Raw genomic sequence first — 21995 nt, forward strand, 5'->3', positions numbered from 1 at the left:
TCTCCGGGAACGGCTACTCGGAGTCGAGACTGGTCACAGTTCGAACGGTCAATTTCTCTATTCAACTGTTGACAAATACTTACTATTTGCTCCTCAGAACCAGGAGATGACAGCGGTATCCATGGCCACGGAACGAATATCGCTGTAATTATTATTCCACAGTTCGATCGATCGGCAAGGTGACGATGTTACTCGTCATCAAAGGCCTTAAGACTCATCCATAATTATCGTTAGTCGTTAAATTCACTATGGCTCGAAAAAACTCTGTGGACATGGGGAAGTCACGCCGTTCAGTGCTGCAAGGGATTGGTGTTGCCGGTGCCGTCGGCCTCGCGGGTTGTCTCGGTGGCGGCGACGACGTCGAGGACCTCGACGAACTGCTCGAGGAGGATCCCGACGAGTTCGAACCCGTCGAGATCGGTCACTGGTGGACCGCCGGCGGTGAGGAGGAGGCGTTCCAGGCGCTCGTCGAAGGCTTCGAGCAGGAGCATCCCGACATCGAGATCGACTCCTCGCCGTCGCCGGGCGGTGCGGGCAGCGCACTCGAGGCAGACATCCGCAACCGTGTCGTCGACCAGAACCCGCCGAGTACGTTCCAGGTCTGGCCCGGACAGGCGCTGACCGACTACACCGACGAGGACCTCCTGTACGACATCGAAGGACACGTCTGGGACGACGACATGCGCGAGGCGTACCTCGACGGACCGATCGATGCCTCCCAGCCCCACGGCGACTTCGTCGCCGTACCGATCAACATTCACCGGCTGAACAACCTCTTCTACAACGTCGACGTCGTCGAGGACGCAGGCGTCGACCTCGAGGACGTCGATAGTCCGAGCGCGCTGCTCGATGCCATGGAGACGGTCGACGAGGCTGGCTACGTCGGCATGGCCCAGCAGACCCAGTCCGCCTGGTCGACGCTCCAGTTGTGGGCACAGGTGCTGCTCGGCGAGTACGGCGTCGAGACCTACGAGACGTTCATCGGCGGCGACGTCGAAGACGTCGAGTCCGAGATCCGCGACACGCTCGAGATCGTCGTCGACTACAGCGACTACTTCAACGACGACGCGAGTTCGCTCAACGACTGGGACGACGCCAGCGCCTACATCAACCGCGGCGAGGCGGCATTCTTCCACCAGGGCGACTGGGCCGCCGGCGAGTACGAGGCCGACGACGGACTCGAGTACGGCGAGGACTGGGACCACGTCGCGTTCCCCGGGACCGAGGAGATGTACGCCCTGAACATGGACTCCTTTGTCTTCCCGAAGCACAACCCCTCGCCGAACGCGACCGTTCGGTTCCTGCGATACGCAGGCTCCGCCGACGCCCAGGAACGGTTCAATCCGGCGAAAGGGTCGATTCCGCCACGGACGGACGTCTCCGACGAGGCGTTCACGCCGTTCCTGCAGGACCAGATGGCGGACTTCCAGGCCTCGAGCGAACAGCCACCGTCGATCGCACACGGACTGGCCATCCCGCCGGCCGTCCAGACCGACGTCGAAGGCGCGTTCGCGAACTTCATCGACAACTGGGACGTCGACGAGACCTACGGCGACCTCGTTTCCAGTTTCGAGTAGGACTGCCGACTGATCTACAGGATCTATGGATTCGTTACGAAACTCGTTACGGCGGCTCAATCCGCTCTCTCTGTCGACCGGCGACCGGGAGCGCGAGTCCGAAGACGCGGCGTTCGACCGGATACGTCGAAGTGACTTCGTCGAGTCGATGCCGTTCTGGTTGCCGCCGACACTGCTGGTTTTGTTGTTCGTCTACGGCGCAATCGGCTGGAACGTCGCCATCTCGTTTACGGGATGGTCCGGCCTCGGACAGCCGGATTACACGAACTTCACGCTCGAGATGTACCGCCAGATGCCGGGCGATCCGGACTTCGTTGCGTCGCTTCGGAACACGATCGCGTTGTTGATCGCGTTCACCGGCGTCTCGCTGGTCGTAGGGCTCGCGCTTGCCCTGCTGGTCGACCGGAAGATCCGCTTCGAGAACACGTTCCGGACGATCTACCTGCTCCCGATGGCGCTGTCGTTCGTCGTGACCGCGATCTTCTGGTCGTGGATGTACGCCTCCGACGGCCTGATCAACACGACGCTGGGCGGACTCGGACTCGGCTGGCTCGCCCAGGACTGGCTCGGTGATCCGCGGTTCAAGCTCGCGGCAGTCATCGTCGCGTTGATCTGGCAGTTCAGCGGTTACTGTATGATCGTCTATCTCGCCGGCCTGCGATCGATTCCGAGCGCACACTACGAGGCCGCACGGATAGACGGCGCGTCGACGCTGAAACTCTACTGGCGGGTCATCATCCCACAGCTTCGGTCGTCGACGGTCGGTGCGACGGTCGTGCTGATGGTGTTCGCGCTCAAGGCGTTCGACTTCATCTACGTCATGTTCGGAACCAATCCGGGCCGGTCGGCGGACATCCTCGCGGTAACGATGTACCGTGAGGCGTTCTCCGCCAGCGAGTGGGCCTACGGTGCGGCGATCGCCGTCGTCCTCTTTGCACTCGCACTGACGATCATCGGTCCGTACGCATACACGCAGTACAAGCGAGGTGCACTGTAATGGCGCGAGAATCATCGACGACCGACCCCAGGCGCATCGCTCTCTACGGCGTGCTGGTCGCGCTCGTCGGCGTCTACCTGTCGCCGCTGTACAGCGGCCTGACGACGGCGTTCAAGACTCAGCAGGCCTACCGGGAGACCTCGCCGCTCCAGCCGCCGCTCGAGGGCTTTACGATCGATCCGTGGCTCACCGCCGGCAGCGAACTGGCCTTCGCGATGGTCAACAGTTTCGCGATGGTGGTCCCAGCCACCGTCCTGTCGGCCGTGTTCGGCAGCCTCGCGGCGTACGGACTGACGAAAGTCGACTGGCGCGGCCAGGCACTCTTGCTCGCGCTGTTTCTCGCCGCGGTGTTTATCCCCTACCAGGCGGTGCTCGTCCCGCTGCGACAGTTCTGGTCGATCGTGGACATCTCCGGCCTGCACGCCCGCGGCGAACTCGTGGAACTGATGATCACGCACGTCGCCTACGGGATTCCGATCTGTACGGTCCTGTTCCGATCGTACTACCGGACGCTCGACGACGAACTCATGGAGGCGGCCCGTCTCGACGGAGCCAGCCTCGCACGCATCTACCGGAAGATCGTTCTTCCACTGTCGCTCCCGATGTTCGCCGTGACCCTGATCTACCAGTTCACGCAGGTCTGGAACGACTTCCTGTTCGCGCTGGTCTTGCTCAGCAACCGGGCGAACTACGTCGTCACCCTCGAGTTGAACGCACTCGCGGGCGCGATGGCGACGGATTACGGCGTCCAGATGGCGGGCGCGTTCATCGCGGCCCTGCCGACGATCGTCGTCTACGTCCTGTTCGGAGAACAGTTCGCCAAGGGGCAGACACTCTAACACACAATGGCAGACCTACAACTCGACAACGTAACGAAAGTGTTCGTAGAGAACGACGGCAACGAGATCACCGCCGTCGAAGACGTCTCGCTCGAGATCGACGACGGCGAGTTCCTCGTACTCGTCGGGCCGTCCGGCTGTGGTAAATCGACCACGCTTCGGATGGTCGCGGGACTGGAGACCGTCAGCGACGGCGAGATCCGCCTCGGCGGAACGGTCGTCAACGAGACGAAGCCGAAGGATCGGGACATCGCGATGGTGTTCCAGTCCTACGCGCTGTACCCGCACATGACCGTCCGGGAGAACATGTCCTTCGGGCTCGAGGAATCGACAGAGATGCCCGACGACGAGATCGCGGAGACGGTCGAATCGGCGGCCGAGATGCTCGGGATCGACGACCTTCTCGATCGGAAACCCGACGAGCTATCGGGCGGCCAGCAACAGCGCGTCGCGCTCGGTCGTGCGATCGTTCGCGATCCCGAGGTGTTCTTGCTGGACGAGCCGCTGTCGAACCTCGACGCGAAGCTCCGGGCGCAGATGCGGACGGAGCTCCAGCGGCTCCAAGAGGAACTCGACGTGGCGACGATCTACGTCACGCACGACCAGACCGAGGCGATGACGATGGCCGACAAGATCGCCATCCTGAACGACGGTCAGCTCCAGCAAGTCGGGACGCCACTCGAGTGTTACCACGAGCCAGCGAACCTGTTCGTCGCCGGCTTCATCGGCGAACCGTCGATGAACTTCTTCGACGTGACACGGGACGGAGACCGACTCGTTCACGACGAGTTCGAATACGACCTGTCGGCGGAGACGGCTGCCGAACTCGACGACAACGACGACCTCGTCCTCGGTATTCGACCGGAAGACGTCGAGGTGCAGTCCGATCACGAGGGCGCACACAGTTACGAGACGGTCGTCGACGTCGTCGAGCCGATGGGTGACGAGAACAACGTCTATCTCGCATTCGACGCCGAGCGCGAGGAGACGTTCGTCGCGACCATCGATGGGTTCCAGCACGTCGAACGCGGGCAGTCGATCGTCGCCCGACTCCCGGAAGACGCGATTCACGTGTTCGACCGGGAGTCAGGCCGTGCACTCCGTAATCGGACGCTGGACACCCAGACGATGGCAGAGCCACCGATGTGATCCGGTTCGCTATCGAGTAACGTCTCTTTTCGCTTTTCGATACCCCCTCGCGATCAGCCGCGTCCCGACGACGTGTGCGTAAAAGGTTACGAACGCGGCGACCACGCCGAACGGCGTTGGACTCGAGATCGCAGTAAGCAGGAACGCCCAGCCCGGCACGACGAACAGTGCCGCAAACATCCAGGCCGTGAAGTAGCCGCCGTGACCGAGTATCGGCCACTGTAGCCACCCCTCGAGGCGTGTCGGAGTCACGAGTCGGCCGACTGTAACGGGGAAGGCGTAGCCGAAACTGATGACCAGCAGGAGGACGGTCGTGGACGCACCGAAGAACAGCAACGAGCCGATGAATCCGGCCGATTCAGCCGAGAGCGGCACTTGTGCGAGTCCGCCGACCGTTACGGCGACGACGAGGAACGGCCCAATGGCGTAGCCGACCGAGACTGCAAACAGCCGACAGCCGCCTCGAAACAGATCCGCGACCGGTCGAAACCGCGGCGGAACGTCGTCGCCGTCGACGGTCGTCTCGAATACCCTGTAGAGATAGCCGAGTAACGCGAGAAGCGGTATCGTCGTGACCCCGACGAACGCAAGCGAGAGTGTGGACGGATACGCTGCGTTGGCGAGTTGAAACGCGATCGACGTCGCGATACCTAAAATTCCCCCGACTGCAAGCAGATCCATCCACCGATCGCCCCGGAACGGATACCGAACCCCCTCTTCGACGAGCAGCGCCATTATCGGATACTGGGAACTCCGTCGTATAACGATTACAATCCCGGCTCGTCCCGAGTGATCGAGTCGGGTTAGCCCGGGACTAGATAGTACGGGTCAGAGCGAAGGAGGAACGCTTCGATCGGTCGTCTAGACGACTTCGTCGAAGTCGTGGTGGCCGTGGATGTCGACGCCTTCGTCGGTGATCTCACAGAGGAAGACACCGTTGCCCGAGCCGGTGTCGCGTTCGGCGGCGGACTTGATCGCGCGGGCGGCGACCGTCGTCGCCTCGTCGTTCGTGAGGTCGTCCTCGTAGGCCTGCTCGAGGTGCCCGTAGGCGAGTTGCATGCCCGAGCCGGTGACGGTGTAGTCGTCTTCCATGACGCCGCCTGCGGGGTCGATGCTGAAGACGTGGCTGCCCTCGTCGTCGACGCCGCCCAGGATCGGGTGGATGGCGAAGAACGGGCCGCCGCGAGCGAAGTTGCCGGCGAGGTTCGCCAGCGCCTCGATGCTCATGTCCTCACCGCGGCGGGATTCATAGAGGTTGACCTCGGCTCGCAGCGTCGCGATGAACGACTGTGCGCCGCCGACGCTGCCGACGAGCGTCAGCGCGCCGGTCGGGTGGATCTGTTCGACCTTCTGGACGTTCTTGTTCGAGACGAACCGACCGCCGAGGCTGGCGCGCATGTCCGTCGCGATGACGACGCCGTCCTCGGTCGTGATGCCGATCGTCGTCGTTCCGGTCTTGTTGACGTTGTCGAGATCGGCAGCCGTCAGGTCGTTCTGGGGGAGCGAGCCGACCTCGGGCTCGTAGGGGTTGGGGTTGTCGGCCAACTGATCGACCGTGCGGGAAAAGTCCGAGTCGTGTGTGGGCGTACGCATTGCCCGAAGGGTACGCCCGGAAGGATATAAAACCCCGGCGGTCACCACCGAGGTTTCCGCTTTCGTGATCGGCCGCGTCGACGGCGGGCGAAGCGACTCGGCGGGTGACTTTCGGAGAACGGTCTCGTCTTCACAGTTACGTAGTTCAGGGCTGGGTAGCCTCGTACGCGTCCTCGACGTTGCTGAGTAGCCGGTGGATCGGCAGCGTAACCCCGGCTTGCCGGGCGGCGATCGCAACCGGCATCGCGAGGATACCGGCCACGATACACAGCTGATACAGGGCGAACATGGTCGCGTGGTACACGCGGGATATCATCGGCGTTCAGCGTGGTCCAGACGGAGGGAGTATATAAGCTTTCCTGAAGAACAGTTTTTATCATCATTGTTAATGCCGAACCACGTCGCCGCAGTCGTGCGATTCAACTACGGTTGTAGATCGGACAACTCGAGATGGACTGCAGTCGACATCCGACTAAGTAGGCTGCAATCGACGGGCGGAATTCTCGTAACTTATGCGGATGATCGGGTTCGCGTGCGCGTCGTCGCCGCGCACGGCGAGCACGAACCGCAAAGCAGGAAACCCCCCGGAACGACCACACCATATGAGCAACTATCTCGTCGCGATGGAAGCCGCGTGGCTCGTTCGTGACGTCGAAGAGATCGACGACGCAATCGGCGTCGCCGTCAGCGAAGCCGGAAAGCGACTCAACAGCGAAGATATGGACTACGTCGAAGTCGAGGTCGGCGCGACGGGCTGTCCGGCCTGTGGCGAACCGTTCGACTCCGCGTTCATCGCGGCCGACACCGCGCTCGTCGGCCTCGCACTCGAGATGGAGGTCTTCAACGCCGACGGCGAGGAACACGCCTCCCGAATCGCAAAGAGCGAGGTCGGCGGCGCGCTGCGGGACGTTCCCCTGAGCGTGGTCGAAGTCATTGAGACGGGCGACGAAGAGAACTAGACTGGCGGACGACTTTTGACGTTGCCGCCTCGAGTCTCGAGCGATGCTTCGCAAGGAGTTGCTTCGCGTCTCGCGGGCGGGCGGCGGCTACCACCCGCAGTTCGCCAGGCGGAAACACCGTCCGCTCGCCGCGCGCGTCATCGGGTCGTTTCAGGGCCACGTCGGGGAACCCCGGGGTGACCTCGAGGACGCGCTGGCAGACCTCGAGCGCGAGAGCGACGACTTCAAACTCGTTCGCGGGCTCGCCGCCCTCCTCGAACGTGAGGCGACGTTCGAGACCGACGCCTCGGTTGATCCCGAACGAGCGCGTCGTGCCGCTTTCGAGGCCGCCGAGGACGTCGTCGTCGTCACCGAACGCGAGCGAGAGGCGGCGCTCTCTCGTGCGGGTGACCGAGTCGGTCGCCCGCCCGACGAAGTCGCGGAGGCGCTGTACGCCGACCTCGAGGAGCGGCAACGTCTCGCGACCGTCGATCCGCCGTGGGACCCCGACGGACTGCTCGCTCAGTACAACCTCTCGCTGGCTCAGACAGCCCTGTTCGACGCGACCGAGGTCCGGGTGCGCTCGAGCGACCCGAAGGCGCTGGTGTCGGCGATCAAGCGCCTGCGTCTCATGTACGAGATCCGCAAGCGACCGGACGCGCCGAGAGACGGCGCGAGCGATCGCGAGGTGATCGTCACCGGTCCCACGCACCTCTTCCGGGCGACGCGGCGGTACGGGACCCGCTTCGCCCGGCTCCTGCGAACGATCGCCGGCGCCGAGACGTGGGGCCTCGAGGCGACGATCGACGACCGGGGAACCGAACGCACGCTCGCACTCTCGAGCGACGACCCGATCAGGGTCCCCGACGCCGACCCCGTCACGGAGGTTAGCTTCGACAGCGGCGTCGAGTCCGATTTTGCCGCCCGGTTCGTCGATCTCGACGGAGACTGGAACCTCGTTCGCGAACCCGAACCGCTCGAGACGGGGACGCGGGTGATGATTCCCGACTTCGCGTTCGAGTACGCACACACTGACTTCCGCGTTTACTTCGAGATCATGGGCTTCTGGACGCCCGAGTACGTCCAGAAGAAGCTCTCGCAACTCGAGGGACTAGAGGACGTCGAACTGGTCGTCGCCGTCGACGAGTCGCTGGGCGTCGGCGAGGAGATCGCGGCCCGGGACCACCGGGCGATTCCCTACACCGACACGGTACGAGTCAAGGACGTCGTCGACGTCCTCCGGGAGTATGAAGAGGAGCTCGTCGCGGCGAGCGCAGCCGACCTCCCCGACGAGCTAGTTCCGGCGGAGGACGTGATCGATCTCGAGTCGCTCGCCGACCGCCACGGCGTCGGCGTGAAGGCTCTCGAGGAAACGGAGTTCCCAGAGCACGAACGCGTCGGTCGGACGCTCGTCCGGCCGGAGGTGCTCGAGTCGCTCCTGGAACGGATCGAGCCCGGCATGGCCCTCGCCGAGGCCGAGTCGGTACTCGAGGAACATGGCATCTCGGACGCGAGTGCCCTGCTCTCGCGGCTCGACTACCGCGTCGAGTGGGAGGGGCTGGGCGGCGGGACGGTGCGCGAGCAGTCGTAGCAGCGGTCGTGTCTTCGAGTGCCTGTCGAACGCTTACGGACGGTCGTCGCGAACTGCTCCTGTGCTCGAACTGTACCAGGCCGAGAGCTGTCCACACAGCACCGAGGTCCGCGAGAAACTGAGCGAACTCGGGGTCTCCTACGTCGTCCATAACCCACGACTTCCGGGCGGCGACGTCCTCAACGAACACACCCACCGGGAGATGACCGAGATCGGCGGCGAAGATGCGATACCGTTTCTCGTCGACACCGACCGCGAGGAGTCACTGTACGAGAGCGAGGAGATCGTCGACTACCTCGAGAACCACTACGGCTGACGCTCCCCGAGGTGCGCCCCCTCGAACCGTTAACCCCCTCGCCGTCATACGTCCAATATGCCCCAGCAGACGCCCGGTATCCACCACGTCACCGCCATCGCCAGCGATCCGAACCGAACCCACGAGTTCTATACCGAGACGCTCGGCCTGCGACTCGTCAAACGCAGCGTCAACCAGGACGATACGTCGGTGTATCACCTGTTCTACGCCGACCACGAGGGGACTCCGGGGACCAGTATGACGTTTTTCCCCTACAGCGACGCACAGCCGGGACGGGTCGGAACCGGCCAGGTCAGTACCGTCTCGTTTCTCGTTCCCGCGGAGTCGCTCGAGTACTGGCGCGACCGGCTCGCGGACGCGGGCGCGGAGCCAGGCGAGCCGACCGAACGGTTCGGCGACCCCGTCCTCCCGTTTACCGATCCGGACGGACTGCCACTCGAGCTGGTCGCACGACCCGACGCGCCGCCCGCGAACCTGCCGGAGAGTCCGGTCCCGACGGCCCACGCCATTCGGGGCTTTTTCGGCGTGACGCTCTCGCTGACCGGCGTCGATCCGACCACGGACCTGCTACGAGAGATGGGGTACCGGGAGACGAACCGGAACGAGAACTGCCGACGCTACGAGACGGACGGCGATCTCGGCTACGTCATCGACGTTCGCGAGGAGCCACAGGCACCCCGCGGACTTCCCGGAGCCGGCACCGTCCACCACGTCGCCTACCGAATCCAGCGCGAGGATCAGGACGACTGGCGGCAGTTCCTGATCGACCGCGGACTCCGGCCGACGGAGGTCATCGACCGGAAGTGGTTCGAGTCGATCTACGTCCGCGAGTACGCTGGCGTCCTCTTCGAGTTCGCGACCAAGTCGCCGGGTTACACCGTCGACGAACCCCTCGAGAGTCTCGGCGAAAAACTCGTCCTCCCCGAGTGGCTCGAGGACCGACGCGAGTCGATCGAGACGGGGTTGCCGCCGCTCGAATCTACCGGCGGATCGAAGTAGCGTATCGGCCACGCGTTTGCACGCCGTCCGCTGAATACGATCGAGGCACTCGGCCGCGTATGGACAGCGACGACGTTCCGCGGTTCGACCGACCGGAACTGCTCTGTGATGCGATCGCTACCCTGATCGATACGCTCGAGGAAGACGACCTCCTCACGGAAGAAGAAGCGTCCGATCTGCGGTCGCAGGTCTACCGATCGGTCGATCTCGGAAACCATCCGGAGGAGGAACTCGCCAAGTAGCGCCGCGGAACTACAGGTCTCGCTGGCGGCCCTTCGGGACCATCGATCGCAACTCGCCGTGGACGTAGAGGCCGATGCCGAGCGGCTCGAGGGAATCTGCAACCCGGTGGCTGGCGATCAGGTACCCCCAGTCGCCGTCCCACTCGAGTTCCTGGTCCTCGCCCGAAGCGAACGCGCGCGCTTCCTCGCGCTCGAGTTCGATCACGCACGTCTCGGCGTGGCGGCCGAACCGCTGGACGAAGTCCGTCGTCGGCTTCCAGTGTTCCTGGCGCGTCCGCAGACAGGTCATCCCCATCGCCTCGATCTCGATCGGCGTGGGGGCCTCGCCGCCGTAGATCCAGATCTTGCCGGCGCCTTTCTCCCAGAAGGTGTGGTCGTCGAACGTCTCCGGCGGGATGGCAAAGCGGTCCTCGAAGTAGTCGAGCACCTCCTCGCGGCTGACCCGTCCCTCGACGGTTCGCTCGTCGGGCGTTTCGGGAAGGCGATCGAATCGCTGGCCGTCGTTTCCCCCGCTCATGCTGTCACCTCCAGTTTCGCCACGAAAAAGCCACCCGTGTCGTTGTGGTGCGGGTAGATCCTGGCTGCTCGCTCGAGCGTCTCGTCGAACTGCTGGCCGTCCCACTCGGTGAGGCCGGGCGCGTACTCCATGCCCAGGTCGAAGTCGACGACGCGACAGTCCTCGCTCTCGAGGGCGTGCTGGACGACCGCTTCGTTCTCCTCGGGAGCGAACGTACAGGTCGAGTAGACGACGGTGCCGCCCTCGCGGGTTGCCTGGATTGCCCGCCGCAAGATTCCCTTCTGGATGCCCGACACCGAGGCGATGTGGTCTTCCGACCAGTTGTCGAGCGCATCGGGGTTCTTCCGGATCGTGCCCTCGCAGGAACAGGGGGCGTCGACGAGTACGCGGTCGAACTCGTCGAACGAGAACCGGGACAGCGAGTAGTTCCGTGCGTCGTCGTTCGTCACCGCGAGACTCGTCGCTCCCAGGCGTTCGGCGTTAAAGCGCAGCGCCGAGATACGCCCGAGGTTGCTGTCGTTCGCGACGACCGTCCCCTCGTCGTCCATCAGCGCCGCAAGTTGGGTCGCCTTCCCGCCCGGCGCGGCACAGCAGTCCCAGACCCGCTCGCCGGGCTGAGGATCGAGAACGACCGGCGGGACGGCCGAGACCTCCTCCTGCCCGTGGGTAAAGCCGTGGAACGACGCCCACGTCGAGCCCGGCGAGTCCGTCTCGAGACGCAACACTCGCGGATTCCAGTCGGCCTGGTCGTACGCGACGCCCTCTTCCTCGAGCGCGGCGGTCGCCCGCTCGACCGAGGCCTTGATCGTGTTCACGCGGACGGCGTTGCCGAGCGGCCGCTCGCAAGCCGCCAGAAACGCCTCGAAGTCGTCGACGATCGGTCGATACCGCTCGAGTGGCTCCATCGGTACGCGATTCGGGGGGCCTGCGTTTGTGGGTTTCGAAGCCCGTTTCGTTCGGTTAGTCGCGAACCGTCGGAACGATATCGAGCGCCCAGGCCGCGACGACGAGTCCGAAAACGAGGAAGAGGACGCCAGCCTCCGCGAATCCCTCGACGAGTCCACGCGCGCCGAGATAGACGAACAGCAACGCAAATCCGAGCAGGGCAATCGTTCCGAGCACGTCGTAGAGCGCGTCCGTGACTGCGGCGTAGACGACCGCGTACTGTTCGTCCTGACTCATCGGGGAGGCCGTTCCCCCGTCAGTCTCCGTATCGAGGACCATATTCGTGGAAGTTGGCCGAAGACTGATATAAACGTTGACGAGTTTTCGTCGTCCTATCGGCGTCAAAACACTTCCCACGAATTTTTTATTCCCGGTTTCGTTCCGGCCGAATAGAGATGCAGACCGATACTCGCGACATGGTTGTCGTCGGCGGCGGCACTGCCGGCTGTTTCGCCGCTGCGACCGCCGCCAGGGAAGGGCTCGACGTCGTCTTGCTCGAGCGCAAGGACGAACAGCAGGCCGGACACATCGCCTGCGGGGACGGGATCAAGGGCAAGAGCACGTTCCCGGACGTGATCGACCGCGACCGACTCAAAGAGGAGACGTTCACGAACCAGTCGATCACGCGCGGTATCTTCGAGAACCCCCAGACCGGCGAGTCACTCGAGATTCCGTTCGACCAGACGGGCGCAGTCGTCGACCGCTGGGAGTACGGCCAGGTGCTGCTCGAGGAAACCGAACGTGCTGGTGCAGAGATCCATTACGACACCGTGGTCAACGACGTAATCCAGCCGAACGGACGCGTCGAGGGCGTGAAAGCGGTCCGTGACGGCGACCCCGTCGAGTACGAGGCCGAGGTCGTCGTCGACGCCGCCGGCGCGCTGTCGGTCCTGCAGGACAAGACGGATTTCACGGCGTCGACGTTCGACACTAACATCAACTATTCGCAGTTCTGTTCGGCCTACCGCGAAGTACTCGAGGTGCCGGAACCCGTCGACTGGTCGGACGCGCTGGTGTTCAAACCGACTGCAGAACTGGGTTACCTCTGGTACTTCCCGCGGTCGGCGACCGAGATCAACGTCGGCCTGGGCTTCCAGATGACCGAAGAGCCGATCGAACTCGTCGACGTGCTGAAAGACGGCGTCGAAAACCGCGCGGAGTTCGAAGACGCGACGGTGAAGAACAAACTCGGGGCGGCGCTGCCGACGCGACGGCCGCTCGACTCGGCGGTCCACCCCGGATTCGTGGCGGTCGGCGACGCCGCGGCCCAGGTCAATCCCTGTACGGGCGGTGGCATTCCCGGCGCTGCGAAGGCCGGCCACTGGGCGGCCGAGATCGCGGCCGAGGCGATCGACGACGGCGACGTGAGCGAGGCGGCACTGTGGGAGTACAACGAACGCGTCCAGACCGGCTTCGGGAAGCGGTTCGCCGCGATGGACTGTTACAACATCTTCGGGACAGCCCACGAACTGGACGAACTCGTCTCCGTCATCACTGCCATCCCCGGCCAGCAACTCGTCGACGCTATCGGCAAGAAAGGAACCGCCGAGATGGGACTCGGACTGAAACTCAAAACGCTCGTCAAGACCTTCGGCCACTGGGACGTCCTCTACGAACTCTACAAGGTCCAGGAGACAGCCGGATCGCTCAAGGACGTCTACGACAGCTACCCGTCCGGTCCCGACGGGTTCGAGGCCTGGAAAGCCGAACGCGACGCCGTCATGGATCAGCTCTACGAGATCACGGGTGCAGATCCGAAGTACTGACGAGCCACGAGCGCCGAACCGACCGAACCTATCTTTCTTCAAGGAGAGAATCCCGTCCTTCAGGACGGGCGTGAATCCGACAACGATGACACAGCCTACAGATCGGCAGCAATCCGGATATTTAAGTGGAATCATGGCGTAGTATAATGTACACCGAGGCGATCACATCGCCCATCCAAATGCACAATATCGGGACTCTGAGGCCCAGAACGTTCGAGACACCCTCTCGAACCGCTGTGGTGTCTCGGTCACAAGATAACTCTGAGTCCCATGCCGGGATAGGAGTAACGGCGGTGTGGCCCCGCCATCGGCCGTCATTCTGACAGGTCGTAAACCAGCAAATATCCCAACCCAGCGGTGCGGTACCGTGGGAAGCCTCGCCGTCGTCGGGCATAGCCCGACTGCCTGAGGGATCTTCGATCCCTCTCCGTTTACGGCGAGGAGGAGGTCACATCTCTCCGGTCGCGGATTGTACAAATATGTCATCGAGGACGACTCTCACGCAACTCTCAGCGACAGAACTCGCCGACAGAATCCACAACGGTGACGTGACCGCGACCGAAGCGGTCGAGGCCTTCCTCGAGCGGATCGAGGACCGCGACGACGAGATCAACGCCTTCGTCACGGTCTGTACCGACGAAGCACGGGAAGCCGCAGCCGAGGCCGATCGCGCGCTCGAGAACGGCGAGGACGTCGGCCTGCTCCACGGCGTCCCGGTGGCGCTGAAGGACCTGGGCTACCTGAAGGAGGGCGTCCGGCACACGTTCGGCTCCGCGCTGTTTTCGGACTACGTCGCCGAACGGACGGCGGTGACGGTCGAGCGCCTCGAGGAGGCCGGCGCGATCGTGATCGGGAAGACGAACACGCCGGAGTTCGGCCACAAGGGAACGACGGACAACGAGGTCGTCGGCCCGACGGCGTCGCCCATCGACACCGATCTGAACGCCGGTGGCTCCTCGGGTGGCTCCGCTGCAGCCCTCGCCGCCAACATGACGCCACTCGCGACGGGCAGCGACGCCGGCGGGTCGCTTCGCATCCCGGCCGCGGCCTGTGGCGTCTACGGGTTCAAACCGACGTTCGGACTGGTGCCCGACGACGATCGTCCGAGTGCGTTCGGCCGATCGACTCACCACGTTACGAAGGGACCGATGGCCCGTACCGTCGAGGACGCCGCGCTGTTGCTGTCGGTGATGATGGGACCAGACGCTGCAGATCCGCGGAGCGTTCCAGTCGATCTCGAGCCACTCGAGGCAGTCGACCGCCCGGTGTCGGATCTCGAGGTCGCGTACAGTCCCGATCTCGAGGTCTTCTCGATCGACGACGAGGTTCGGACGGTCGTCGACGACGCCGTGGCCGCGTTCGAGGCTGCCGGCGCGACGGTCGACGAGGTGTCGGTCGACCACGGCTACGAGATGGCGGAGTTACAGGAGGCCGTCACGCCGACGTTCACGACGGCGATGCTCGGGACCGCGACGATTCTCGAGGAGAGCCAGGGCATCGACCTGCGAGCGCATTCGGATGCGGTGTCCGACAGCCTGCTCGCGATGATCGAGGCCGGCACACAGTACGATCCGAGCGACCTCGCACGAACCGAGATCGTTCGGACGGCCGTCTTCGACGCGGTTCAGGACGTCCTCGAGGAGTACGACGTGCTCGTAGCGCCGACGCTCTCGTACGTCGACGTCGGCTTGCACGAGGATCCTGGGATCGACGCCTGGAACTGGACGCTGACCTGGCCGTTCAACTGGACGGGACATCCAGTCGCCTCCGCACCAGCGGGCCTGACGGACCGTGGCCACCCCGTCGGCCTGCAACTGGTCGGTCGACGGTTCGAGGACGAGACGGTACTCGCCGCAAGCGCAGCCCTCGAGCGCGAACGGCCGTGGGACTGGCTGTACGACGAGGCCTGAGTCCCGGTTCCGGTTGACGGTTGCTATTCTTCGTCGTCTTCGTCGTCCGGTGCGACGTCGTTTTCCGGCTCTTCGGGCTCGTCCTCGTCGTCGGGCGCGACGTCGTTTTCCGGTTCTTCCGGTTCGTCGTCTTCGTCGTCCGGTGCAACGTCGTTTTCCGGCTCTTCCGGTTCGTCTACGTCTGGTTCCTCGAGGTCGACCCCCTCTCCTTCGGGCACGAGTTGGAAGACGACGCCGGTGTCGCCTTCGGGGATACCGACCTGGTTCGCGAGGACGTACACTTCACCGTCCTGGCCGCGGCCGAACTGCCGGACGAAGTGACCGAGGTTGCCGTCCTCACCGCCGTCGAACAGGACTTCCTCCATCTCCCAGAGGTCTTCACGCGGTCGACTGCCGAACTCCCCACGCTCTTCCGACACGTCGGGGACGTCCTCCGGTTCCGCGGCGAAGACGCGACCGCGGGGCTGCATCCGTCCCTGGTCGTCCGTCCAGTCGCCGAAGATGTACTTCCCCTCGAGTTCCTCGATTTCGTCGGCCTCGTAGGTGTGGCCGCCGACGATGACGATACCGACGGGTTCGCCCTCGTAGACCTGCGGATACTCGACCACGGGATCGATCAGTGGCTCGCCACCGCGGACGTCGTCCGGCGTCTCGAGCGGACACTCCTCCGGCGGCGTCGCGGGTGTCTCCGTGCTGAAACAGTGTGATCCCTCGCGGACGTTCCAGCCGTAGTTGCCGCCTCGCTGGATCTCGTAAGCCGGCTCGAACAGGACCTGTCCGGGATCGCCGACGATCAACCGGCCCTCTTCGCTGAACGTGATACCGAACGGGTTGCGCAGCCCCCAGGCGTAGTACTCCTCGAGTCCCTCGCCCTCGAGTTCCTGGCCCTCGGCGAAGGGGTTGTCGTCGGGGATGGCGTACCCTTCGTCGTCCTCGATGGCGGCAGCGTCTTCGTCCATGTCGAGATGGATAAACGATCCGCGTGCCGGGTGTTCCGTCGGATCCTCGTCGACGTCGATCCGAAGGACGCCACCCAGCAGATTCTCGGTCGTGTCCTGGCCGTTTCCACCCTCGTTCTCGTCGTACCAGTCGTCGACGTGGCCGTCCATTCGGTCGTCCGCGCCGCCACCGTCGCCCATCGGGACGTAGAAGTACCCGTCCGGGCCAAACGCCATCGGTCCGGAGTTGTGGTTGTACTGGGGCATGTAGAACTCGATGATCCGACGCTCGGAGTCCGGGTCGGGGTCTCCGTTCTCGTCGACCTGGAACTCGGAGATCACCTGCACGTGTGACCAGTCGTCGGGCATCTCCTCGACCGGCGGCGCGCTGTAGTTGAGATAGAATCGGCCGTTCTCCTCGTACTCGGGGTGAGACTCGATGCCGACCAGACCGCGTTCGTCGTAGTCCTGGTCGGGGTCCGCGTAGTCGTCACCGTAGAAGTCCTCGGCGACCGCGACCATTCGGTCGCTGATATCGAGCCACGGCTCTTCCTCGCGGCCGCCGTCGTCGATTGCGTAGATTTCCCCCGTCTGGTCGGCGACGAGCTGGTACTCCGCTCCCGGCGGATCCTCGAAGTCCGTCGGCGCGATCAGCCCCTCCGCGACGGGATCGACCCCGACCGTCGGTCCCTCCGGGAAGTAGCGTTCGGGTTCCTCCTCGACTTCTTCCTCGGGTTCCTCCGGCTCCCCAATCTCGATGTCCCCACGCATCGTCTGGGGGTGGGGTCCACAGTAGTACTCGGCCATCTCCGCTTCGGCCTCGAACTCGAGCGACTGGGTCTCGCCTTCACCGGTTATAATCTCGGTCTCGACCAGATGATCGCCCTCGTCGTCGATGATTACGAAGTTGTGACCGACGCCGTCCAGATTCTCCCAGGTGACCTCGTAGGTCTCGCCCTCCTCGAGCGTCAGCGTGGGGTTTTCCTCGTCTTCGATCTCTTCGGGTGACTGGCCGATCCAGGCGTCGCTGCGCCCGCCGAGTTCTATCTCCGTGTCTAGTTGGCCCGTCACGGTGACACTGAATCCAGCGACCGCACCGGTAAGTGCCGCAGTCTGGAGGAAGCGCCGCCGCGACTGTCCCGCGAGGTATCGTCGTGTTCGGTTTGCGTTCGGTTCTTCGTGTGTCGGTGACCCTGTCCACTCGGCCCCCGGTTCGTCTTGTTCGCTCATGCTCCGTCCTCCGTTCGGACAGTCGTTACAAAGACCGCGACCTCCGTTACGCGTTACAGCGTCGGTTTTCCACCACCGGCAGCCACACAACGCCTCGTATTCACGACGGAACGACAACCGTCCGGCGACCACAACGGCGGACCGAAACCGGGCGACTACAGCCGATAACCGAATCGGTCCTACGAGTAATATCGTCTTTGAACCAGTCGCCGACCGTCTCTCGAGCGGACTCGTCAACGGTCGTCCCGGCGTTCGTCGCTCCTCGTGAATTCCCGCAACCCAAACTCCTTTTTTCGAGCGTTTCCACCGTTCGAACATGGAAACCGACGTCGACGAACTCTCGCCGGACGCCTGTCCGACCGTACACGACGTTCCGATGCTCGGACTCGGAACGTGGCAAAACGACGACGCCGAACAGTGTGCCAAAAGCGTCCAAACCGCCCTCGAGATGGGATACAGACACGTCGACACCGCCCAGGCCTACGACAACGAGGCCGCCGTCGGCGAGGGGATCGAACGCGCCGACGTCGACCGCGAGGACGTCTTCCTGGCGACCAAGGTCTGGATCTCGAATCTCGCACACGACGACGTACTCGAGACCGCTCGCGAGAGTCTCGACCGACTCGGTGTCGACGCCGTCGATCTGCTGTACGTCCACTGGCCTGCTCGCACGTACGACCCCGAGGAGACCCTTTCGGCGTTCGACCGGCTGTACGACGAGGGTCTGATCGGGGCTGTCGGCGTGAGCAACTTCCTGCCCGAACAACTCGAGGAGGCGATCGACATCTGTGACGCGCCGATCGTGGCCAACCAGGTCGAACTCCACCCACTGCTCCCGCAGGAGGAGATCCGGAAGACCTGCGAGGAACACGACGTCGCAGTCGTCGCTTACTCGCCGCTTGCCCGTGGCGCGGTGTTCGACCAGCCGGAGATTCAGGAGGTCGCGTCCAAACACGACGTCAGCGAGGCACAGGTCAGTCTCGCCTGGCTGCGCGAGAACGGCGTCGCCGCAATCCCGAAAGCGACCGGCGCAGAACACATCCAGGACAACTGGGAGTCGCTCGCGCTCGATCTCGAAGACGACGACCTCGAGCGAATCGACTCGATCGACGAGCGGAGTCGACAGGTCGATCCCGACTTCGGTCCCTGGAACTGAATCCGGCGGGTTAGTATCCCGTTACCGTTCGTTCACCGACCTGTTATCGTATCTGAAAAAGAAGGAAAGTTTACGGTACGCCGGAATTGTAGGTTGGGTATGTCCACCCACTCTCGAAGACGTGGCGGTGGTGGGATCGTTACTGCGGTCAAGGCCGACTTACGTCGGTTACACGGGGCCTGGATGGAACTCGTGTTCCCCAGGCAGCGTGGCCGCGGCCACTCCGTCATGGGTAAATGGAAACCCGAAACGCTTCCACAGAAGATCGGCTACCGCGGCTGGAGTATTTTCGGTATGCTCGGCATTCTCGTCCTCTATCCGCTCACAGTCATCGGCTTTGCGACACGCTACTACGCGTCGAAACTCGACTCGACGCGAACCCGACTCGGCATCGTCGGCGTCACGGGACTCTCACTCGTCGTCTGGGGGGCGCTGACCGTCGCCTGGTGGGCGATGTCGACGATGGAACAGCTCGACATCCCGTTCGACGCGTTCCTGGCCGTCGCCGCCGCAAGCGGTGTCGCGACGCTGTCGACGGCGCTGGCCGCGTCAGCCAAGAAGTTCGGCGGCCGTCTGGTAACCGTCGTCTTCGCTTATCCGTTCGCGATGACCGCGCTCTTCCTCCCGCCAGTCGTCGCAGCACTCGTCACGCCGGAACTCGAGGAGATCATCCTCGAGCCCAGCTACGACTTCGCGGTCTGGGTGCTCGACAACGTCCTGTTCGTCGGCGGAATCAACGAGTGGCTCCGCGCGAACTTCCAGCTCGAGGGTGCAGCCTACGCTGCAATGTGGGTCGGCATCTCGTTCCCGCTTGGCTGGTTCCTCGGTGTCGTCGTCGCACTCGCGAACCTGGTGCGTCCGTCCGAGTAACCACCTCTCTCCGAGGCTAATCAACTGCCTTCCGATTTCCTATCTACTAAGATGACCGTCTGCTAACGGTCACGTATGGAGTTCGACCTTCCAACGACCGCAGCCGTGTTCGTCGCACTGATCGCGCTCGGTACCGTCGGCATGATCGCATCGGGAATGATGCTCACCGAGAGCGTCCTGATGATGGTGACGCCGTCGATGGCCGTCTTCGGCCTGCTCATGCTCCTGATCGGCGTCAAACACGGAGAGTACCGCGCGAGTAACTGAAACTGTCGTCAGTATCGGTCGTCGGAACCACCCACGAGAGTTCGTCGACGTTTTTCACGAATTCCGGCGGTCGTGGCCGTGACGATGCCGTCCGAAGCAGCGGATTCGGTCTGTCGAAGCTAATTCAGCGTTCTCCGTCACTCTCGGTGTCGTCGCCTTCAGCCTCGAGCAGCGACGCGATATATTTCGAGACGTGGTCGTCCATCCGGCGTTTGTATCCCGCCTGGCGTGCGAGTCGGTCGAGTTCGCGGGCGACGAGGCTGCCGTACTGGACTGCCTTCTTGTCGCGGTCTGCGACCTCTTCGGGCAGGTATTGCGTTGCAACCCGTCGGAAGCCACGCTTTCGCGTCTCCTCGTCGGCAAGCAGATCGTCCGGAAGTCGGAGCGCCGCGTCGACGACGGCGTCGTGGAGAAGCGGTGCGACCGGCTCGAGACCTGTCGCCCGGATCGTCAGCACGTCTCGCGGAAGCTGGTCCGACAAACTCGAAATCTGCTCGCGGACGGCGCCGCGGGTCGTCTCCGCCTCGACGCGGTGATCGAGCCGGACGACCTTCTCGTAGCCGCCGAACAGTTCGTCCGCACCCTGTCCGACCGCGAGCGCGTCGAACCCGTCCGCGGCGACGCGTTCGCCGACCAGATACAGCGGCAGGGCGATCTGGACGTCCATCGCGTTCGTCCGGCCCGTCGCCCGCGCGATTTCGGGTACCGCACGCTCGAGGTCGGCGGGCTCGAGTTCGACGACGGTCAGGTTCCGACCCATCGCCTCGGCAGCCGTCCGCGCCGCCTCGACGTCGTGGCTGTCCGGAAAACCGACGACGTACAGCGGTGCGTCGAGTAACTCGGCGACCAGTGCGGAGTCGACGCCGCCCGAGAAAGCGACGGCGACCTCGAGATCGCTCGAGCGGGCGTCGTCGATTGCCGTCCCGATCGCAGCGTCGAGCGCCTCGAGTGCGGCGTCGTGATCCGATTCCGGGTCGGGTTCGGGCAAGGACCAGCGTTGCTGGATCGACAGGTCGTCCGTTCCGTTCTCGAGCTCCGCCACCTCGAGGACGGAACCCGCGGGCATCGGAACGGGCTCCTCGAGTGTGGACGGCTCGAACGCCCAGCGATCCACCGACGCTGTGCCTTCGTAGAACAGCGGCTCGCGTCCGAGGACGTCGCGAACGAGTCGGCCGTCGACCTCGCCAGCAAACCCTGTCGCTCCCGGCAGTGGCTCCGCTCGCTCGAGGGCGTCACGAACCAGTTCAGGGGTGGCGCCACGAAGCGTCGTCATTGCATCAGCCCCAGAACGCCGCTTCTGACCCGCCGCGTAACGCCGCCGGCGAACTGCCGGAAGCTGATATGCCACGGCGTTCGCTTCCCCTCGACGGACGTCTTCCCCTGACGGACTGCCTCGAGAATCGCGTCCGTGGAGCGTTCCTCCGCGTCGACGCGGGTGACCGCCTGGCCGACCATCTCGCTGATGTGGGCGTCGCTACCGGCGGTCATCGGCAGGTTCCGCGACTGTGCGAACCGTTCCGCCTGCCGGTTCGCTCGGCCGGTCAACAACCGCGAGTTGTAGACCTCGATCGCGTCGCCTTTCGTGAGTTCTTCCCGCGAGATGCGAGCCATCACGCCGTGGCGTGACTCCTGGAACGGATGGGGGATCACCGCCAACCCACCCTGGGCGTGGATCTCCTCGATCGTCGTCTCGTAGGACAACCCCGGCGGGACCGCCTCCTCGACGCCCAGCCCGAGGATGTGGCCTGCCTTGCTCGAGATTTCGATCCCCGGGATGCCGACCAGACCGTACTCCGGAGCGCGTTCTGCGGCCTCGAGACTGGCATCGATCTCGTCGTGATCGGTTATCGCGATCGCATCGAGACCGACGGCCTCGGCCTGCTCGAGAATGAGCTCGACCGGATCCCGACCGTCGTACGACAGCGACGAGTGAGCGTGAAGTTCGACCGACAGCACACCTCGAGTTTCGAGTAGCTCGATCAAAAGTACCTCGATTGTGAGAGGCGTCTTTCCGAATCCGCTCGCGTCTCGAATCTCGAATCGTTCGTCACGATCGCTTCAACCCAACAAGGGTTCGTCTGAAACGGTGGTCGCTCATCGAGAGGCGTGCCGGTACGAGGAGCTTCAACCCAACAAGGGTTCGTCTGAAACCCGC

23 protein-coding genes are annotated in these 21995 nt (G+C 63.9%); 14 read left to right on the forward strand and 9 right to left on the reverse strand.

Annotation, left to right across the window (positions count from 1 at the left end; translation table 11 throughout):
• Positions 1 to 272: 272 nt before the first annotated feature.
• From BLR35_RS07255 to BLR35_RS07270, 4 genes are read left to right on the forward strand one after another with little or no spacing between them, the layout of a single operon-like run.
• Complete coding sequence (locus BLR35_RS07255) at positions 273 to 1577, forward strand: ABC transporter substrate-binding protein (RefSeq protein ID WP_090379463.1); 1305 nt, start codon at positions 273 to 275, stop codon at positions 1575 to 1577.
• 25 nt (positions 1578 to 1602) lie between these two features.
• Entirely contained in the window at positions 1603 to 2574 is a 972-nt protein-coding gene (locus tag BLR35_RS07260; RefSeq protein WP_090379466.1) for a carbohydrate ABC transporter permease, read from the forward strand.
• Positions 2574 to 3413, forward strand: a complete 840-nt coding sequence (locus tag BLR35_RS07265) for a carbohydrate ABC transporter permease (protein ID WP_090379468.1) — start codon at positions 2574 to 2576, stop codon at positions 3411 to 3413. Before BLR35_RS07260 ends, BLR35_RS07265 begins: the two co-directional genes overlap by 1 nt.
• 6 nt (positions 3414 to 3419) lie before the next feature.
• Positions 3420 to 4562, forward strand: coding sequence for an ABC transporter ATP-binding protein (locus BLR35_RS07270; protein WP_090379471.1), 1143 nt, complete (start codon positions 3420 to 3422; stop codon positions 4560 to 4562).
• A 9-nt stretch (positions 4563 to 4571) separates the two neighbouring features.
• Here the strand turns inward: BLR35_RS07270 and BLR35_RS07275 are convergent, their stop codons facing one another.
• The 3 genes from BLR35_RS07275 to BLR35_RS20610 form a co-directional block, all read right to left on the reverse strand.
• Positions 4572 to 5297: a DUF4013 domain-containing protein gene (locus BLR35_RS07275; protein WP_090379474.1), complete on the reverse strand. Its 726-nt coding sequence runs from the start codon at positions 5295 to 5297 to the stop codon at positions 4572 to 4574.
• A gap of 126 nt (positions 5298 to 5423) precedes the next feature.
• Positions 5424 to 6155, reverse strand: coding sequence for an archaeal proteasome endopeptidase complex subunit beta (gene psmB, locus BLR35_RS07280; RefSeq protein ID WP_090379476.1), 732 nt, complete (start codon positions 6153 to 6155; stop codon positions 5424 to 5426).
• Between the two features lie 145 nt (positions 6156 to 6300).
• Positions 6301 to 6471, reverse strand: coding sequence for a hypothetical protein (locus BLR35_RS20610; RefSeq protein WP_170830980.1), 171 nt, complete (start codon positions 6469 to 6471; stop codon positions 6301 to 6303).
• Positions 6472 to 6757: 286 nt separating this feature from the next.
• On the opposite strand from BLR35_RS20610, the gene BLR35_RS07285 reads away from it, so the two are divergent.
• From BLR35_RS07285 to BLR35_RS07305, 5 genes are all read left to right on the forward strand, one after another.
• Entirely contained in the window at positions 6758 to 7114 is a 357-nt protein-coding gene (locus BLR35_RS07285) for a DUF555 domain-containing protein (protein ID WP_090379786.1), read from the forward strand.
• Between the two features lie 43 nt (positions 7115 to 7157).
• Entirely contained in the window at positions 7158 to 8684 is a 1527-nt protein-coding gene (locus tag BLR35_RS07290; RefSeq protein WP_090379479.1) for a DUF790 family protein, read from the forward strand.
• A 61-nt stretch (positions 8685 to 8745) separates the two neighbouring features.
• Positions 8746 to 9000, forward strand: a complete 255-nt coding sequence (locus tag BLR35_RS07295) for a glutathione S-transferase N-terminal domain-containing protein (RefSeq protein ID WP_090379481.1) — start codon at positions 8746 to 8748, stop codon at positions 8998 to 9000.
• A gap of 57 nt (positions 9001 to 9057) precedes the next feature.
• Positions 9058 to 9999: a VOC family protein gene (locus tag BLR35_RS07300; protein ID WP_090379484.1), complete on the forward strand. Its 942-nt coding sequence runs from the start codon at positions 9058 to 9060 to the stop codon at positions 9997 to 9999.
• A gap of 59 nt (positions 10000 to 10058) precedes the next feature.
• On the forward strand, positions 10059 to 10241 hold the full coding sequence (locus BLR35_RS07305; protein WP_090379487.1) for a hypothetical protein: 183 nt from the start codon (positions 10059 to 10061) through the stop codon (positions 10239 to 10241).
• Positions 10242 to 10251: 10 nt separating this feature from the next.
• On the opposite strand, the gene BLR35_RS07310 is transcribed toward BLR35_RS07305, so the two are convergent.
• From BLR35_RS07310 to BLR35_RS07320, 3 genes are read right to left on the reverse strand one after another with little or no spacing between them, the layout of a single operon-like run.
• Positions 10252 to 10758, reverse strand: coding sequence for a DUF7122 family protein (locus tag BLR35_RS07310; protein ID WP_090379489.1), 507 nt, complete (start codon positions 10756 to 10758; stop codon positions 10252 to 10254).
• Positions 10755 to 11663, reverse strand: a complete 909-nt coding sequence (locus BLR35_RS07315) for an RsmB/NOP family class I SAM-dependent RNA methyltransferase (RefSeq protein ID WP_090379492.1) — start codon at positions 11661 to 11663, stop codon at positions 10755 to 10757. Before BLR35_RS07315 ends, BLR35_RS07310 begins: the two co-directional genes overlap by 4 nt.
• 55 nt (positions 11664 to 11718) lie before the next feature.
• Positions 11719 to 11982: a hypothetical protein gene (locus BLR35_RS07320; RefSeq protein WP_244510197.1), complete on the reverse strand. Its 264-nt coding sequence runs from the start codon at positions 11980 to 11982 to the stop codon at positions 11719 to 11721.
• Between the two features lie 116 nt (positions 11983 to 12098).
• On the opposite strand from BLR35_RS07320, the gene BLR35_RS07325 reads away from it, so the two are divergent.
• Positions 12099 to 13469 (forward strand): geranylgeranyl reductase family protein, encoded by a 1371-nt coding sequence (locus BLR35_RS07325; protein WP_090379494.1) that lies wholly within the window; start codon positions 12099 to 12101, stop codon positions 13467 to 13469.
• Between the two features lie 479 nt (positions 13470 to 13948).
• Entirely contained in the window at positions 13949 to 15379 is a 1431-nt protein-coding gene (locus BLR35_RS07330) for an amidase (RefSeq protein ID WP_090379497.1), read from the forward strand.
• A gap of 23 nt (positions 15380 to 15402) precedes the next feature.
• On the opposite strand, the gene BLR35_RS07335 is transcribed toward BLR35_RS07330, so the two are convergent.
• Complete coding sequence (locus tag BLR35_RS07335) at positions 15403 to 17547, reverse strand: PQQ-dependent sugar dehydrogenase (RefSeq protein ID WP_090379500.1); 2145 nt, start codon at positions 17545 to 17547, stop codon at positions 15403 to 15405.
• A gap of 316 nt (positions 17548 to 17863) precedes the next feature.
• Here BLR35_RS07335 and BLR35_RS07340 point away from each other — a divergent pair, with 316 nt between their 5' ends.
• The 3 genes from BLR35_RS07340 (at position 17864) to BLR35_RS07350 (ending at position 19840) form a co-directional block, all read left to right on the forward strand.
• Positions 17864 to 18703: an aldo/keto reductase gene (locus tag BLR35_RS07340; RefSeq protein WP_090379504.1), complete on the forward strand. Its 840-nt coding sequence runs from the start codon at positions 17864 to 17866 to the stop codon at positions 18701 to 18703.
• Positions 18704 to 18802: 99 nt separating this feature from the next.
• On the forward strand, positions 18803 to 19573 hold the full coding sequence (locus BLR35_RS07345) for a hypothetical protein (RefSeq protein ID WP_090379507.1): 771 nt from the start codon (positions 18803 to 18805) through the stop codon (positions 19571 to 19573).
• Positions 19574 to 19648: 75 nt separating this feature from the next.
• Positions 19649 to 19840, forward strand: coding sequence for a DUF7333 family protein (locus tag BLR35_RS07350; protein WP_090379511.1), 192 nt, complete (start codon positions 19649 to 19651; stop codon positions 19838 to 19840).
• A 124-nt stretch (positions 19841 to 19964) separates the two neighbouring features.
• On the opposite strand, the gene BLR35_RS07355 is transcribed toward BLR35_RS07350, so the two are convergent.
• Together BLR35_RS07355 and BLR35_RS07360 are read right to left on the reverse strand one after the other, a co-directional pair.
• Positions 19965 to 21113: an asparagine synthase C-terminal domain-containing protein gene (locus BLR35_RS07355; protein ID WP_090379514.1), complete on the reverse strand. Its 1149-nt coding sequence runs from the start codon at positions 21111 to 21113 to the stop codon at positions 19965 to 19967.
• Positions 21110 to 21796: a PHP domain-containing protein gene (locus BLR35_RS07360; protein WP_090379517.1), complete on the reverse strand. Its 687-nt coding sequence runs from the start codon at positions 21794 to 21796 to the stop codon at positions 21110 to 21112. The genes BLR35_RS07355 and BLR35_RS07360 overlap by 4 nt, the downstream gene beginning before the upstream one ends.
• Between the last annotated feature and the right edge of the window lie 199 nt (positions 21797 to 21995).

The sequence above is a fragment of the Natronobacterium texcoconense genome, from assembly GCF_900104065.1.
Classification (GTDB): Archaea; Halobacteriota; Halobacteria; order Halobacteriales; family Natrialbaceae; genus Natronobacterium; species Natronobacterium texcoconense.